We start from the raw sequence: 17,042 nt of genomic DNA on the forward strand, positions 1-17,042 counted from the left end.
CGTGACACACCCGCTCGCCGCCTGCCCGGCAGCGGTGGTTCAATCGACCGAGCTTTCCGTTGAACCGTCGAAAATGAAGGCTGTTCACCTTGGTGTCAAAGGATTCCCACCTCAGCGCGTTCGCGCGCCGCGAGCACGCCGGAGCGGAAGGTTGAGCGGCTGGGTCGACCCCGAACTGGCAGACCGCGTCGGTGACGCGGCGGGACGCGCCCTGGTCGAGCACGCGGTGAGGAGCGAATGCGACTACCACCTGCACCGCTGGTTTGAGAACGGGCGCACGCCCGCGGTCGTGGGGTTGGTGCGCGAGGTCGACCGGTTCCACGACCGCACGGTGAAACTGGTGCTGAAGACGGTCGGCGGCGAGGACGAGCCGATCGAGGCGAACGAGTCGACGCGCCACCGGCGTGCGCTGAAGGAGGCGCCCGAGGAGTTCGCGCGGGCGCATCTGACGCAGTTGTGGGGAGAGCCGGTCCGGGTCGGCACGGGGACGTGGCTCGCGTTCCAGGAGATCGCGGGCGACGGCGGCGACGAGATCGAGCCGATGGGGGTGCTGCTCGAGCACGCACTGGGCCAAGCGCCCGCAGGGAGGCCGCTGTCCCGGCTGCTCGACATCACCCCCGTTGAGTTCGCCAAAGCCTGCGGGTCGGTGGTCGACAGCGTCCTGCGCGAATGGGCCGGACCACCGCACACACCCGAGTCGGTCGACCTCACCGCCTTCCTAGGCAGGCACCTCGGCAACCATCTGACCAGTTCCGGACCGCTGCTTTCCCACGCGCGTCAGCACATCGGTAGGACCATCAGTCTCGACGGGGAACCCGGGCCGCTGCCCAACCCATTCGCGCTGGCCACCGGCGCCTACTTCGAGAAGACCCCGGTGGTCCCGATGCTCGCGGGCAGGTCCCACGGTGATCTGCACGTCGAGAACATCCTCATGACCGCCCGCCCCCAGGTCGACGACAAGGACTTCTTCCTGGTCGACTTGGCCCGCTACGGGTCGGGCGACCCGCTCACCCGCGACCCCGTGCACCTCGTCCTCCATGTGCTGGCACGCCGGATGGCGGACGTGCCCGACGCGCACCGCCACCGGCTGATCGATCTGCTGCTGGACCCCGGGGACACCAAGGCGCGGGAGATACTGCCGTCCTGGATTGTCCAGACCGTGACGGCGGTCGACTCGGCGGGCAGGCGGTGGGCGGCCGAGGGAAGGCTCGTCACCGAGTGGCGCTCCCAGACCCGGTTGTCGTTGACCGGGTGCGCGCTGCGGTTCATCGGCCGGGAATCGACCAGGGAGGAGGACCGGGCGTGGTTCCTCCGGCTGGCGTCCAGGGCGGCGGCGGAGTTCCTCTCGGCGGACAGTCCGCCACCAGCACCGCCGACCGCCGTCGCCGGGCCGGAACCAGCCGCGGCAGCTGGGGCGATGCCTGCGGGAATGTCCGCGAGAGCGGCGTTCCTGCGCCGGGCCCTGCACGTCAAGAAGATGCATCAAGAGGTGCGCCGCACCCTGGTCGACCAGGTCGTCGTCCCCGCGATGACGGGGCCGGAACCCGGCGTCGTCGTGGTCCGGGGCGACGCGGGCGCGGGCAAGTCGACCATCGCGGGCCAGGTCTACGACGCGATCGCCGAACGCGACGGCACGGCCGCGGTGGTCGTGCCGTGCCAGCACATCGACGCGCTTCCCGAGTCGGTTGACGGGTTGGACGAGACGGTCGGCGCATTGGTCGAGGCCGATGGACCGGTCAGCGTGGCGATCCGGCGGATCCGCCGTTCGGGCGCAAGGCCAGTCGTCATCCTGGACACGGTCGACAACCTCTTGGAACAGCGCACCGCCGGAGTCATCGTCGACCTGCTCGCCAGGCTGGTCCACGAGGGCGCGTCGGTCGTGCTGACCACGCGTCCGTTCCATTACCACGCCTGGGTAAAACCGTTTGAAGCGAGACTGGGCGGAGCGATGCGCGCACCGGTCTCCGTGCCGCACCTGTCTCGGGAGGAGGTCGTCGCCCTCGTCTCGGGCTACTTGGTGCAGCATCCATCGGAGTACATTGTGGACACCGATGGGTTTGGCGGGGACATCTGGGAGCTGTCCGCCGACCGCCCCGGCATGCAGCTGATCGTGCGCAACCCCTACCTCCTGCTGATGTTGTGCGAGACCTACTCGGCAGAGGGCGTCGTCCCACCGGAGATGACCATGTCCCGGCTGTGCGACCAGTACGTACGGGTGCGCGTGTACGGCAGTCGCAAATACCCGGAAGGACATCCGGTGCTGACGGCTAAACGCAGGCTGTGGCAGATGGTCGCCGGGGAGCTGTGGCGTCGCTCGGACGACAGGCTCGCGCTTGTCCTTCCCCAGTCCTGGCTCGACAAGCACTGTGACGACAACGAAGCGCTGCACGACTTGCTAAGCGAGGAGGTGCTGGTCCGGTCGGAGGCCGACCGGACCTCGGTCCAGTTCAACCACCAGTTCCTCGCCGAGTTCAGCGTGGCTATCTACCTGCGGGACCACGGGGTGGGCGCACTGCACAGCCTGTTGGACGTGATGCGCGACGCGCCGGGGTCGCACTGGTTCGCATGGCCTGTGGTGCGCCACGTGCTGGCCAGGGCGCACACTCCCGCCGACATCGACTCCACACTGGACCGGATGGATCTGGCGGAGAGCTACGCGTACCAGGCCGCAGCACACGGGCTGGTGGAGCAGTCGTCCCCGGGCTACCTGGTGAAACTCGGCGCCTACAAGCAGAACTACCTGTCGCTGTTCGAGTATCAGGTCCTGCACTTCGTCGACGACGCCAAGATCTCCGAGGCGCTAGCGCTCCTCACCGAGATCATGCTACGCGGCAACGACGAGTGTGCCGCCCACGCCAGCACGGTCGCGGGCAGGTTGGCCGCTCGCCCCGGTGCGATGGCGACGGCCGACGGAGTGACCGCCTTGAACGGTTTAGTCGACGCGGTGTGCACGTTGCGCGGCCGCCGGACTGCCGCAGGGTCCCGGGACGCCGGGGTCCCGGACCAGTTGCTGGAGAACCTGCTCGGCCCGCTGACGAACCGGGGTGTCGTCGCACCGGCGGACTTGTTGGCGAAGACCCGTTCCGTCGTTGCAGAGGGTACGCCGGTCGGTATGCGTGCTGTGATCCGGCTCCACTTGGTGACCGGTGTTCCTGCGGAGCAACGACAGCTCCTCCTCACCAGGCTCCTCGCTTTCCGCTTCGCCAACAAAGTCGGCGAGCCGGGGACGGCGTTGGTGACACGCACAGTCGAGTGGGATGTGAGTCCGCCGGGAACCGAGCAGGCGAACGGGGACGCCGTCCGTCCCGCGGTCTTCCTCCGTGACGGCGGCAAGTCGAGCGCGCAGTTGCGGGCAGCGGCGCTGGCCGTCGCCGCGCGCGATGACCCCCGCCTCCGACATGCGGTGGTGGAAGCGTTCGTCACCCTGACCGACTCCGGCGGAATCGGCCGGGCGCTGATGTGCGTCCAAGAGGTCGTCAAGGGCGGCGGCCAGGCTTGGCTCCTGGCGGAACTGGCCGCACAACCCGAAGAAACGCTGACGGGTATCGCGTTCCGGCTCGGGGGCCTGGTGAAGTCCGTGGCGGCCCACGTGGGCGAACGGGCCGCACGGCACGCCTGGGCCGACTGGTTGGCCCCGCTGGTCGCCAAGGGGTCTTACGGCGTTGTCGACGGGTACCTCCAGCTCGGTTGGGACGACCACGAGCACCTGCGGACGGCCGTGGCGGCGTTCGGCGAGCTCCCGATGCGGCAACGCGAGTCGGTAGTCGCGAACTTCACCGCCAAACTCGTGCCAGGCAAGGCTGCGATCGCCCGTGACCTGCTGCGGTCGGTTCCCGACGCGAACCCGCTGCTGCTGGTGCGGACGATGGACATCAGCGGGGACGACGAGCCCGCAGGGCTGGTGGAGTACGTGGCCTGGCCCGCCCGTCTGGTGTCCGCGCACGCGATGACCAGACTGGAGGAGGCCGCCAGGTCAGGTCGACCGTGGATGCGTCCCGAACTGCTCGACCGCTACGCGGACAACGACGACGCGGCTGTCCGCGTCGGAGTTCTGAAAAGCGTCGCCGTCCTCGTCCGGGCGACGGTGGGCGATGTCGACAACGCGGTCGTCCGGTGGGTGGGCTCGGCAGCGGACCGGCACAACGGCGGAGGGCGGGACACCGCGGAGGAGCATGTGCAGCTGATCACGCTGTGCCACTCCTATCTACGCGACGGCCGAGGCTCGGCGCCCGCCGCGCTGCGGGCTGTCACCAGGTACGTCGGCCAGATGGTCGCCGCGACCGTCCCGCCAGAGGCAAGCCGCGAACTGCTCGCCCTGGTCAAGACGGCCGCGTCCCGTGCGGACGCCCCGATGCGGGAAACGGCGGCCAAGTGGATGTCGGCCCTGATGGACCGGATCGACATCGGCGACGTCCGGGAGGGCAGGGCGTTCGCCAAGGAGACGCTCGGGAAGCTGGTGGAACGCGGCCACGTCACCCTCGCCGAGCTGACAACGCGGACAACGGGCAGGCCGCCCGCCAATGTCAACGTGGTGGTCGACGTGATCGCGAGCCACGATCCAGCGGGCGAGCACAGCCTGCTGCTGGACGCGCTCTGGGAGACCGACGCCTCGGACGAGGTCCGGGCCCATATCGCGGCTATCCGTATTCGGCAGCGGTGACCAGCTGCCCGACTTCCGGGAAGGCCTATGCGGTTCGAGGACATCGTGGACCCGCGACTTGCGGTCGTGCTGGGCTCGGCCGCCCCAGCGCTGCGCGCCTGGGGAGCAGCCCGCGGGCTGGGCTGGACTCTCGACCGGCGGCTGACCGAGGGCCGGTCCGGCGCCGTCACGGCGTTCGTCTTCGAGCGGGACACCGGCGCGGCCCGAAACGGCGCGCAGGCGGCAGGGCGGAAGCTCCTGATGAAGATGGACAGTTGCCCGGACGAGGATCTGGGCGAGAGCGAGTTCGCCCGGCACCGGGCCGCGCTGCGCGACGCGCCCGACTTCGCCCGCCTCCACCTGGCGGAGCTGGCGCCGCCCGGTCACGACCTCGTCCCGGTCGGGGACGGCCGATGGATCGTCTTCCAGCACGTCGCGGCCGACACTGTCGGCGAAGGCGGTGTCCACGACCTCGATGTGCTGTCCAAGGCGTTGGCCTCCGTCGCCGCGGGCGGACCGGTACGGACGGCAGGGGAGCCCACCGAGGGCACGATCTCGTGCGCCCCGGATGTGCTCGTCGGCTTCAGCGCCCACCTCGTGCGCACGGTGCTGCGCGAGTGGGCCGGGCAGCCCGACATCGGATTCACCGACACCGCCGGTTACCTGCGGGAGCACATCAAGGGCAGGCTGGGCGCGAACCGTCCGCTGCGGCTGGTCGCGGACCGGCTGACGCACGACTGGATGGTCGTCGGCGACGATCGGCAGGCCCTGCCCAACCCGTTCGTACTGCTGCGGGACGAGAGCCCGCTCCCTTACCTGCACGGGCGCGCGCATGGCGACCTGCACACCGGCAACGTGGTGGTCCCGGTCTCGGTCTTGGCGGAGCACTCGCCGTTCAGGCTGGTCGACTTGGCGAAATACAGCGCACGGGCTCCGTTGGCCGCCGACCCCGCGGGTTTCGTCCTCTACGTCGTCACCCGGGTGCTGCGGTACCTCTCCGAATCCGACCAGAACGCCGTCTCCGCCCTGCTCGCCCGCGCCCACGACGGGCCCGCGACACCGCCGTGGCTGGCGTCACTGGTCGAGCGGGTCCGGGCGGAAAGCGAGCGGTGGGCGAGCTCATACATCCAGGCGCGGGACTGGGCGCCGCAGTGGCGTTTGTCGTTGGTGGGCGCGGCGCTGGTCCTGCTGGGCCGCGCCTCGACCCGCGTCTCGGACCGGATGTGGCTGCTGCGCCTGGCCGGGCGAATCACGGCGGTCCACCTCGGGTCGGGCAGACAGCCCGCCCGCAGCGGGTACACGTCGGTGACTCCCGAACTGCTCACCCTGACCGCAGGCAGGCCGGAGTCCGGAGCGGAGACATGGCGGGAGTGGTTTTGCGAGTACCTGCCCCGCCTGGCAGGCAAGGCGTCTGACCTCGCGTCCACGGAGCAGCTCGACAGCCTACGGGCGTCAGCGCGTGCCGGAGAGGACCGCCGCGCCGACTTTCTCGACCTCGTCCGGCGGTTAGACGGCACGTCACCCGTGCTGCGCGGCGTTGAGGAGACCGACAAGCCGGTAGACGAGGTGCTCACCTGTCCGTTGGCGTCGAACCGGTGCGTGCGGGTCGTCCGCCCCAGGCCGGTGGACGACGAGCCCAGGTGCGCGCTGAACCGGACACGGATGAGGCGCGAATTCTGGTGACCACCGACAAGACTCCGCCGCATGGGCTCAACGGCGCCGTGATCGCCCGCGTGCGCTACGCCCTCGGCCTCATGAACCGCTACCTGTCGGATCCCGCCGGGGACTTGGACGACATGAAGCGGGCGCGGGAGCTGTGGGAGCGCGTTCTCGACGAGGTGCCCGACGGCCATCGGTCCCGGTCCGAGTTTTTGGGCAACTTGTCCATCACGCTGGCCGAGCACTACCGCGTCCATGGTGACGAGCCGTCGTTGCGGCGCGCGATCGTCATAAGGGAGGAGGCGCTCGGCACCGCCGCCGACGACGACCCGGACCGGTGCGTGCACGAGGTCGCCCTCGCCTCGCTGTTGACTAAGAATATCTCCGGACGCGCCCGGTCCGAGCTGGACCAGGCGGTCCGGCTCGTCCGTGCCGCGACGACTCAGGCCACGAGCCATCCGCACTTCCCTGAACTCGCGGTCGATATCGCCACCGTCCTGCTTAGCCACCCCGAGCCAGACCTCGACGAAGTCGACCGCGTGACGGCGGCGGCCCTCACTGCGGCGCCCACGGGCCAGCTGTCCGCGGTGAAGCTGCGGGCGGCGCGGAGCGCGCTGCACCTGGCCCGGTACCGGGCCTCCGGCGCGTCGGGCGATCTCGACGCCGCGATCACTGAGGGCGAGTCGGCTGTGGCCGCGGTGCCGCCGACGGGCCCCCTGCGCGTCTGGCTGCTCATGGACCTGGCAGGCTCGCGGCAGACGCGGTGGCGCCGGACCGGTGCCGCCGCCGACCTCGATGCCGCGGTCGACCTCCTTGTCCAAGCCGCGGCCACAGGCCCGCTACGCGGGCAACTGCCCCACCTCAAAACCGGTCTCGCCTTGGTGCTGCGCGACCGGTTCGAGCGGTACGGGGACCCGGCCGACATCCGGAACTCGGTGACCGCTGCCCGCGCCGCCGTGCGCGCCAGCGTCGACCACCCGGCAACCCGGGCGCGATGCCTTGGCAACCTCAGTGGTGTCTACCGGACACGCTACGAGCGCGAACAGCGACCGAAGGACCTTTTCCGGGCAGTGCGCAGCGCCCGGGAGGCGGTGGCGGTGGCCGCAGTCGACGACCCTCAGCGCCTCCGCTTGCTGGGCACGCTCACCCTGGCCCTGTTGCGCGAGTTCGGCTACCGCCGCGACCGGCGCCGAATCGATGAGGCTGTCGAGGTCAGCAGGACCGCCGTGCACGCGGCCAGCGCGGGGGCGGGCGGATCGGTGCGTCCGGCCCTCCTGGCCAACGCCGCGAACGCGCTGCGCGCGCGGTACGAGTGGACCGGCGATCTGGCTGACCTCGACGAGGCGGTGGCGCTGGCCCAGGAGTCGCTGGACGTATCCGGCGGGGACCACGTCGGGCGGGCACGGCGCATGACCGTCCTCGCCACCGCCCGGCTGCGTAGGTTTGAGGCCGTCGGACGGGCCGAGGACATCGACGAGGCCGTCGTGGGCTGCACGGTCGCGCTGGACCGGGTGCCCGCGGACCACCCCCAGCGCCCTGGCCTGCTGGCCAACCTCGGAGTCGCGCTGTTCCGCCGGTTCGAGGAGGACGGGCGGGAGTCGGACCTGGAGGACTGCCTGCACGCGTGCCGGGAGGCGGTCGGCAGCACCCGGGACGACGATCCGGAAGCGGGCAGGCGGTTGTCGCTGCTCGCTGTCGCGGTGCGAGAACGGTTCCTGCGCGCCGGGATCGAGGCCGACCTGGTCGCCGCGGTCGCAGCCGCGACCGCGGCGGTGGCCCGCAACCCGGACGGCGAAACCCAGTTCAACCTGGGGATGGCGCTGCGGTTGCGGCACGAACGCGACATGCTCGTGAGCGGGGTGTCCACCGTGCGCGCCGCGGCGCTCGCGGCGTTCACCAGCTGCGTGGACTCAACGGGAACGGCGCCGCTCATCCGGGCAGCGGCGGCTGCGTACCGGGCCCAGTTGCACGCCGGGCACGGTGAGTGGCAGGAAGCCGACGCCTCGTACTCGGTGGCGCTGGGGTTGCTGCCGGAGTTGACGGGGCGGCGTCTCGGGTGGGACAGCAGGCACGCCCAACTCGGCAGGCTGGCGCATCTGGGCGTCGACGCCGCCGCCGTGGCGGTGCGGCTCGGCGACTTCGACCGGGCCGTAGCAGTTCTGGAGGCCTCGCGCGGCGTCCTGCTCAGGCAGGCGATCGAGCAGCGGGCCGGTGCGGACGAGGTTCGCCAGGCCGCACGTGGCCTGACCGGTCTTTCCCGTGACACCGCCCTCGAACTCGCCGACGAGTTCGACAGGCTCTCATTGCTGTTGAACGCCGACACCGCGGCGAGCACAGAGTTCGACACGGACCCCGTCTCCATGGCGGACCCCGCCGCCGCGCGCCGCGACATCGCGGCGAGGTGGGAACGCGTGGTCGACCGGATCAGGCGTGAAGTGCCGGGGATGGCGCGGTTCCGCGTATCGCCGCCTCTCGACCTCTCGACGCTCAACGCGGTCGAAGGGCCGATAGTGGTGGTCAACATGTCCCGTTTCGGCTGCGCCGCACTGGTCGTCCAGGCGTCGGGTACCCGCCTCGTGCCGTTGCCTGACCTGAAACACGACGACGCCAGCAGGCGTGCCGAAAAGTTCAACCGGTCAGTGACAGCCCCTGACGGCGATACCGCGTCCGCTGTGCGTTCCACAGTGGACTGGCTTCGCCAGGCGGTCGCCGCTCCGGTGCTCGACACGGTAGGCGGCGCTTCTTGGCGTATATGGTGGATGCCGACAGGTGTGCTGAGCGCGCTGCCGCTGCACGCCGCGGCAGCCTCAGACCCCGCGCACGCTCACATTGTGTCCTCGACGACGACGACCCTTCGTGCGCTAATCGACGCATACGCCAACCCGACTGTCTACGCCGCGGACGCCCGAGCGGTCGTCGTGGCCGTGTCGACGACCCCCGGCCTTCCTCTGCCACGCGCGACGGAGGAAGCAGCCATGGTGGAGCGTGCGCTCGGCGGCCAGGTGGAAGTCCTGCAGGACGACAGCGCTACCCGCCGAGCGGTGTCAACCGCCCTTGTCGAGGCGGCGACAGCCCACTTCTGCTGCCACGCGATCGCCGATCCGGCCGACCCCGCTTCCGGTGCGCTTGTGCTCTCTGACGGCAGGTTGCTGCTGCGGGACATTGCGAAACTATCCGGCGAGAACCGCTGCCTGGCTTACTTGTCCGCCTGTTCCACCCTCCTTACCGGCGGTCGGCTCGCGGACGAGGGAATGCACATCGGCTCCGGTTTCCAGTTCGCCAACTTTCCCACTGTGATCGGAACACTGTGGAAAGTAGACGACGACATAGCCTACGACGTAGCCAAAGCGTTCTACCGTCTACTGCGGTCCCACTGGGAACCGGCAGCGGCGCTGCACGCCGCCGTCGGCGACGTCAGGAAGCGGTATCCGAACCAACCCGCCCTGTGGGGTGCGTTCGTACACATCGGTCGGTAGAACCCGATTGCGATCCACATAGTCCGCACCCCGCAGGCCGATGCTTGATGATCCAATACCGTAAACCGAGACTCTGAGCTTGGCATCGTTCGCATGGAATCGAACATCCGCTCATGTCGCGAAGCGCGCGCTCGACGGGTCACTCGGATGCCGTGATCAGCTCGTCGGTGTTGTGGACGGATAACGCGGCGTCCAGCGGGTCACGATAGGTCTGGCGCGGTGATGACGGACGTGTCAGCGTTGACGTCTCCGGACTGGTTGGCTCCGGTCGGGCGTCGGAGGAGGTTGTCGCTGAGCAGCGCGCCGACTGAGCCGCAACAGTCATGAATCGAAACTGCTGCTTATGTTTTCGCAGGTCAGCGCCTGATCGCGGCGGCGCTAGGGGTCAAGGGGTCGCACGTTCAAATCCTGTCAGCCCGACGGTCTGAAGAACGCCCGCTGACTCGGTGGAAACACTAGGTCAGCGGGCGTTTGGATCTTCTCGGGACGATCTTTAGTTGATCGTCGCTTGTGGACGGAAAGGATCGTCGTACTGGCGGGGGTAAGGAGCGAAACAGGAGAAGTACGCTCCAGAACCCCTGTTGATCCCCTTGCCGGGTCGTCGTTGATCTTCCCGGTCGAGTGGACTTCGCCAACTGCTTTCAATGGACCGTATGTGCCCTGGTCAGGCCCATAGTGAATCTGGTTTGAGCCGGTTGCTGCACGGTGAGGATGGTTCGTCGCGGGCGGCGATAGTTGGTGCCGGATGCCCTGCGCTTTCTCCGGTTGTGGTTGGTTCGCGCCGTCGACATGCCCCCCGGGTGGTGCCGCCGTCAACGGCAGCGGACCATCCGTCTATGACCCTCGCACTGCCAGACCGGACGGCCTAGCGCCCTGGCCAGGCAAACGGAGAACCCGCATGTCGCAGGACGGACCAAGTCACGGGAAGTCCCGGCAGCTCGGCTTCGAGCCTGCGCCGACCAGGGTCAAGACGGTGCTGGCCCGAGCCGCGTGATAGGCCAACGAGACGCCGACGAAGCCAGCGCCGACGACCACTAGGTTCCTGCTCACAGGCGAACTCAACGCGCTGACGATCTTACGGTCAGCGGGCCTGGAGACTGTCAATTTCGGTCTTGAGATAGGTACGCACGTGTTGGCGTTGGGTCAGGTCGGGGACCTGGGCGATCCTGCTGTTCAGCCATGTTCAGCAAGGCGACGTTGGTCGACCAGCGGATGCGGGTCCGGGCGGTTGTGCCGACCGCACCCCTAGGAACGGGCGAACAGCTCGTAGGTCCACCGGCCGGACAGGAACGCTTCCGCGCGCTGGTAGGTCCGCGTGGTGAAGGCCCTGGTCTCGTCGTCGGCCTTCCCAGTGCCCACCCGCCCGCTCGAACCCGTTCCTGCGGTTCTCGGGAGGGCCGCTAGTCGGTGCGGAGCGCCCGCAGCTTCCGTCGTGCCCGCGGGTTGCCGATCCGGCCGTACAGCCCCTCGGCGCGCTGCCAGGCCGTTCGCGCGTCCTGGGCGTGGCCGAGGCTGGCGTGGGCGATGCCCATGCTGCGGAGGGTGATGGCGAGGGAGAACGGGCTGCCCGCTGACTCGGTCAGCGCGACCGCGCGGCGCAGCAGGGGCAGTGCGCGGCGGGCGCGGCCCGCGGCCAGTTCGGCCTCGCCTGCGAGCCGCGTGGCGTAGGCAATGCCGAAGGGAATGTGCAGGTCGGCGCAGAGCGCCATTCCGTCGCCGATGGCATCCCGGGCCCTGCGGTCTCGCGTGTGCAGGTAGAGGTCCCCGCCGCTGAGCAGCAGGCAGGCCAGCCGCTCGTCGTCGCCGGTCTCCCGCTGCAGGCCGCTCGCCCTGGCCAGCAGGCGGTCGGCGGCGGCGTAGTCGCCGCGCTCGCGCTCGATGATGGATAGGAACTGCACGGCCCTGGCCTCGGCGGCGGCATCCGCTGAGGCCACCGCCAGCGCCAGCGCCGCTCCGATGTGGTCGGCGGCGGCCGTGAGGTCGCCCTGCTCGCGCAGGCAGACGCCCGCGAGCTCGTGCAGCTCCCCCCGCTCGGGCGCGTCCGCGCCGAGCGCGGAGCGGGCGGCGGGGATCGCCCGCGCGTGGTCGCCCTGGGCCGCCAGCAGGCGGATTTCGGCGATGTCCGGGGCGGACCCCGCCTCGGACAGGATGGAGTCGTGCAGGGCGCGCAGCTCGGCCGCGGGTTCGAGGCCGAGTTCGGTCACCGTAACCGCCCGCGCGCGCCGGAAGGCGGTCAGGGCGTCGGCGCGGCGGCCAGCTGAGCGCAACGCGGACATGTACTGGGCGTGGAAGCGCTCGCGCAGCGGGTGCTGACGGGTCAGCTCGGCGAGTTCGGGGACGACGTCCGTCGCGCGGCCCAGGGCGAGGTCGGCGTCGATGCGCCACTCCACCACCGCCAGCCTGCGCTCGGCGAGCCTGCTCGCCTCGTCCCTGACCAGATCGCAATCCGCCTCACCCGCGAACGGGTCGCCCCGCCACAGCGCCAGCGCGTCGGCGAACGCCCTGGCCGCGGCTGCCGGGTCGCCAGCGGCGAGCAGGGCGCGTCCGGTCCGGGCGAACTGCTCGAACCGGGCGGCGTCCAGCTCGCCTGGCTCGACGACGAGGGCGTACCCGCCACCACGCCGGACGATCCGGTCCGGCTCTCCCAGCGCGTGGCGCAGCCGGTGCACGCAGACCTGCAGAGTGCGGACCGCGTCCGCGGTGGGCTCGACGCGCCAGACCGCCGCGAGCAACTCCCCGTCGGAGACGACACCCGGCCCGCACAGCAGCGCGCACAACAGCGCTCGCTGCCGCCCGGGGCGCAGCGCGACCGGGCCGCTATCCGTCTCCACCTCGACCGGACCCAATACCGCGAAGCGCATCTGGCCTCCCCGCGCTGTAAGTCATCTGAAGGTACTCGCATGCACCCTGGTGCGAACCCGATACCAGGAGATTCCATGCATTCGAGAATGGTGACCTGTGCGGTCGTGACGGCGGCTCTGACCTGCGTGCTCCCCGGCACCCCGGCCACGGCGGACCCCGGCCCCGTTGCAACCCATTTCGAGCCGGGGCCGGTGGTGCTGCCCGCGGGGGCGGTGTGCGCCTTCGGCGTCCGCATCTCCTTCCCGGTGACCGACCTGACCCGGTATACCTGGTTCGCCGGTGGCCGAAGGATCGCGGCGGTGGAGACCGGAACCATGCTGGCCGACTTCACCAACACCGGGACCGGCCGCACTGTCCGACGCGATCTGTCAGGCACCGGGTACTACACCTACCCCGACCCCCGCACCGTCATCCTCAGCGGCACCCGCATCGCCGCGCTCCTCGGGCCGGGCGACACCCCGCCGAGCAGGCTGCTGCTCTCGAACGGCTCCCCGATGGCGGTCCGGTCCGGGACGACGGGGAAGGTGGTTCTGGTCAGCTCCCCGACCGCGGAGGACATCTGCCGCACGCTGCGGTGATCCCGGTCAGCTGGCGATGATGTACCGCACGGGTGAGGGGATATCGATGCTCCCGTCCGCGACGGTGAACCGGCGGGCCTCCTCCGCGATCTCCACGCCACCGGCTCGGGCGGCGGCGGTGTCCGCGTTGCAGGTGGTGGTGCTCGAAAGTGCGGGGCGGTGCCGGACCGAAGGGGCGGCGACCGTCCGGATAGTGATATCCGGTGTCCGGCCCCGATAGTCGACTTCGCTCGCATGAATTTGGCGGTAGCACACTGCCGCAGGGTGAGTGATCCGAAAGTCAACGATGAAGAATCGGAGAAGTGGATGAAGATGATACTCGGCGGCCTTATCGCGGCTGCGGCGACGGCCGTTCTGATGACGCTTTCATTGGCGACGCCGGTGCTCGCCTCGGCGACCGTGCCAACGGAGGCCGCGGTGAACAGAGCCGGGACTGCCTCGAAGGACGTCGGCGCGCAGCAGGTGTATTTCACCTGGCGCAACTGGCTGACCGACAAGTGCCTCGACCAGAACTGGAGCGGCGGCGTGAACAGGCACACGGCCATCGCCTACGACTGCCACGGCGGTGACAACCAGTTCTGGCAACTGGAGTCGCTGGGTACCAACATCTACCGGGTCCGCAACCTGGGCAGCGGCGAGTGCCTGCACCAGAAGTACGACGGCAGTACGCCCACGACCACGGTCCAGGTCCTGGCGTGCACCGACGCGAACTGGATCAACCAGCGGTGGCGGGTCACCGAGTGGAACGACGGGTCGTACACGTTCAAGAACGTCCGCAGCGAGTGGTTCCTCGACCAGAGCTTCTCAGGTGGGGTGGAACGGCAGGAGGTGGTGGCCTACCCGTTCAACGGCGGCGCCAACCAGTACTGGTACTGGTACTGACCGGCGGACACGGTGGGCGGATGGTCAGCGACCATCCGCCCACCGCTGGGGGCCTCGTGGTGTTATCCCATGCGTGGGCGTTGTGCGCGGAGATGATCGTCTCGGGGTTGAGCGGGGCTTGCCATGAGGCCGTGCCGACCTGTCCGCAGTGGGCGACACCGACCTCGCGAATGAACCCGGCGTCCATTAGTCCGGGAAGGTCGACGTGGTGGTGGACCCTGTTACCGAGTGCGGCGAGGTGATCCAGTTCCGCGTCGATCCCGGCAGAGGTGGCCGCCAGCGGTCGGAGCCCTGTCCTCGGGTGTGCCAGAAGTTCAGCGTTGTCACGTGCGCGCTCCGGTGAGATCCCTGCGCGGCCGCAACCGTCCGTCGCCACTGGGCCTGCTATCGGCCGTCCTGGTGCCACCAGCCTCCGCCCAGGACGGCGCCGTCACCCCACGCTTGCTCACAGCCCCTGCGCAGATGGGTCCTCGGACGACCAGCCCAAGCCTCCGGTCACGTCGAGAGCGAGGACCTCGGGCAGCTCGCCAACGTTGCGTTAGCCGCGAGGGCCGCACGCCTGTGGCCACCGTGGTAGGGCTGCGCCAGGTCAACGGGATCGCAGAGGAAGCGCTTGCCTAGTGTGTGGCTATAAGGACCCACCAACTCAGGATCTGTCCAGAGCCAGGTGCGCAGAGGTCGAGGAACGGCGATAATCGACCACGCTTGGACAGGTCAGGCTGACAACCTGTCGGCGACCACCCCGGCGTTCACCTGGTTGGGCGGATCGACTCGCCTGCATCGCAATCTGCTGCGCCTGCGACGGCCGCTCCTTCTTGCACATGATCGGCCAGCGCGCGCTTTATGCCGCCTTCGCCCGCCACTTGAACACACCTCCGATCCGAGGCGCTCGTGAACGCCAACTAACAGCAACCGAGACGACGGCAGGGTCAGATGTACTCCGGAACCGCGGCATATCGCATCAGATGCACATCGGCGACACCGCGAGACCGGGGAGTTGGCAAGTGAGAAGCCTGGTTGCGAGCTGCGATCGTGATGACGCTGAATTTACCGGTCCAGTGGGAGCTGAGGTTGACACGGATGCGGGAAACTCGATTGCGAAGGGCGGACACAGCGCGAACGACGGAGTGTGATCGATGGCGGTCAACAGGATCGGTTGCCAGGTGCCGCACGGCTCCAGCTCACCGACGGGGTCGCGCTGCTTCGTCCGAGGGAGCAGGTGTTCGAGGCGATGCTGGACGGTTGGAGGAACCAGCAGCTTGCGCGGAACCTGGCGTTCTCGAACAACGCCAAGCGGCAGGGCAGCCTGGGTGCGTTCGTCGCACACGCCCACGGTGTGGCCGTAGCACTGGACACCGCAGCTGGCGCACGAGTGGTTCGGGATCTACGGGCGGTCCGTGGTTGCGCGCAGTCGATGCTGCGCGATGACGGGCGCGGTCGCTCGTTCGCGTGATCGCCGTGTGGGGCCCCACAGGCAGGGTAGTCACTAGATTCAGGTATTGCGCTCGGATGCAGGAGGACATCGTCATGACGCGAACGAACGCTGATTCCGAAACAGCTGGACAGGATTCCGGCCAGGATGCGGGCGCTGGGCCACGGAAAAATTGGTGCGGCTTTGATGTCAAGCCGAGTCAGGACACTACGGAGAAGACCTACGACCACCCCAAAGAGGCGAAGATAAAGGTCAAGGTCAAGTCCTACTGGTGGGGCTACGAGGTGTATTTCGATCGCGAGTCCTTCGAGTTTCTCGAAGCGTCTGCCACCGTTGCTGCCAAGGCGATCGCCGAAACCGTCGAACCCCCGCTCGGCGAGATCATCGCCGCCTACATCGAGTCGCGCGTGGGTTTGGCCAAAGCCGAGAAGATCGTCTTCGGCGGCACCGGCGTCTACTTCACTTCTTTCTGGCCGGTTCCCGGCCTCCTGTTCCCCCTGCCGTGGAACGAGGGAGGAGGCGAGTCCACCGCCCCTGAGGACAACGTTTTGTGGTGGACCCTCTGGCAGGAAGGCAGGGGCTGGAGCAAGAACCGGCCCTTGTCCAAGCACTACAGCCAGAAGGCGCCCGCACTGGCCGCCGACGGCAAAGGGAGCTTCTTCTGCGTGCACCAACCCCTCGGCACCGAAGGCCTGGGCATCACCACCTACAGTTGCGAGGACGGAAGCTGGCACCGCGACGAGCGGTTGCCTGCGACCGTCCGGACGTTCACCCCTCCGGCCGCGGCCTGGCACCCGCAGTTCGGATTGGTGGTCGCCTACGTGGACGAGAACTTCACGATCCAGTGGACGAGGCGCCCGGCAGGCCCGGGGGCCAGCGGACAGTGGACCGACCCACAGCCGATTTGTGACCCCATCGCCGAGATCACGGCCATGTCCACACATGCCCCTGGCCTGGCCGTGCACGGCGGATCGTTGGTATGCGCTTATACGTCGACGGAGGACCAAGAGCGGCAGGTCTATGTGGCGAGGATGTTTCCGGGCGACGAGCCATCATCGGTGTGGAAGATCGAAGCCGGAAACAACCAGCAGCACTCGGACACCGGCGTCTCGCTGACCTCCGACGGACAATCGCTCCTGTGCGCCACCGTCGTGGACAAACGCCTGGCGCTGTGGTCCAAGAAGTCGGACGACGACGCTTGGGAAATGGTCACAAGCCCGGACGTCGCCGTGGGCGGCACACCCTCGGTGGCATACGTGACCAGCGCTTCCCCCGATCCCTCCTGTGTCTGCCTCTACCGGAAGCCCGACAATGACGAACTGGGCATGGTCGTCAGCAACAAGGGCCAGATCCCAGACCTGACCTTCACCGCCCCGAAGAACGATTCGCCCCGACACCACACCACGACGGATCCCGCGGTGGTCTACAGCACGTACAAGACCGCGGACGGAAGTTGCGTGAACCAGGCCATGTGCATCCATCACGGCCGTTTCGGCTGATCGCACAGTGGTGAC

The 17,042-nt window shown here is 68.9% G+C and carries 8 protein-coding genes; 7 read left to right on the top strand and 1 reads right to left on the bottom strand.

Features of this window, described 5'->3' with window-relative positions:
- The first annotated feature begins 1 nt into the window (after position 1).
- From Actkin_RS10940 to Actkin_RS10950, 3 genes are read left to right on the top strand one after another with little or no spacing between them, the layout of a single operon-like run.
- Positions 2-4,660 (top strand): NACHT domain-containing protein, encoded by a 4,659-nt coding sequence (locus Actkin_RS10940; protein ID WP_258906962.1) that lies wholly within the window; start codon positions 2-4, stop codon positions 4,658-4,660.
- Positions 4,661-4,687: 27 nt separating this feature from the next.
- Entirely contained in the window at positions 4,688-6,322 is a 1,635-nt protein-coding gene (locus Actkin_RS10945) for a hypothetical protein (RefSeq protein ID WP_258906963.1), read from the top strand.
- The gene (locus Actkin_RS10950) at positions 6,280-9,774 is read left to right on the top strand and encodes a CHAT domain-containing protein (RefSeq protein ID WP_258906965.1); all 3,495 of its coding nucleotides are present in this window, start codon (positions 6,280-6,282) and stop codon (positions 9,772-9,774) included. Before Actkin_RS10945 ends, Actkin_RS10950 begins: the two co-directional genes overlap by 43 nt.
- A gap of 1,400 nt (positions 9,775-11,174) precedes the next feature.
- Here the strand turns inward: Actkin_RS10950 and Actkin_RS10955 are convergent.
- On the bottom strand, positions 11,175-12,635 hold the full coding sequence (locus tag Actkin_RS10955) for an AfsR/SARP family transcriptional regulator (protein ID WP_258906967.1): 1,461 nt from the start codon (positions 12,633-12,635) through the stop codon (positions 11,175-11,177).
- Positions 12,636-12,740: 105 nt separating this feature from the next.
- Between Actkin_RS10955 and Actkin_RS10960 the strand changes: the two genes are divergently transcribed.
- The 4 genes from Actkin_RS10960 to Actkin_RS10975 all read left to right on the top strand — a co-directional run bounded on the left by Actkin_RS10960 (position 12,741) and on the right by Actkin_RS10975 (position 17,027).
- Positions 12,741-13,214 carry a hypothetical protein gene (locus Actkin_RS10960; RefSeq protein ID WP_258906969.1) on the top strand — a complete coding sequence of 158 codons (474 nt, stop codon included), beginning with the start codon at positions 12,741-12,743 and terminating at the stop codon, positions 13,212-13,214.
- Between the two features lie 264 nt (positions 13,215-13,478).
- Positions 13,479-14,096, top strand: coding sequence for an RICIN domain-containing protein (locus Actkin_RS10965; RefSeq protein WP_258906970.1), 618 nt, complete (start codon positions 13,479-13,481; stop codon positions 14,094-14,096).
- A 1,129-nt stretch (positions 14,097-15,225) separates the two neighbouring features.
- Positions 15,226-15,549 (top strand): hypothetical protein, encoded by a 324-nt coding sequence (locus Actkin_RS10970; protein WP_258906971.1) that lies wholly within the window; start codon positions 15,226-15,228, stop codon positions 15,547-15,549.
- Between the two features lie 56 nt (positions 15,550-15,605).
- Positions 15,606-17,027 (top strand): hypothetical protein, encoded by a 1,422-nt coding sequence (locus Actkin_RS10975; RefSeq protein ID WP_258906972.1) that lies wholly within the window; start codon positions 15,606-15,608, stop codon positions 17,025-17,027.
- Positions 17,028-17,042: the final 15 nt, after the last annotated feature.

This window comes from Actinokineospora sp. UTMC 2448 (assembly GCF_024760565.1).
In the GTDB taxonomy this organism is placed as follows: Bacteria; Actinomycetota; Actinomycetes; order Mycobacteriales; family Pseudonocardiaceae; genus Actinokineospora; species Actinokineospora fastidiosa.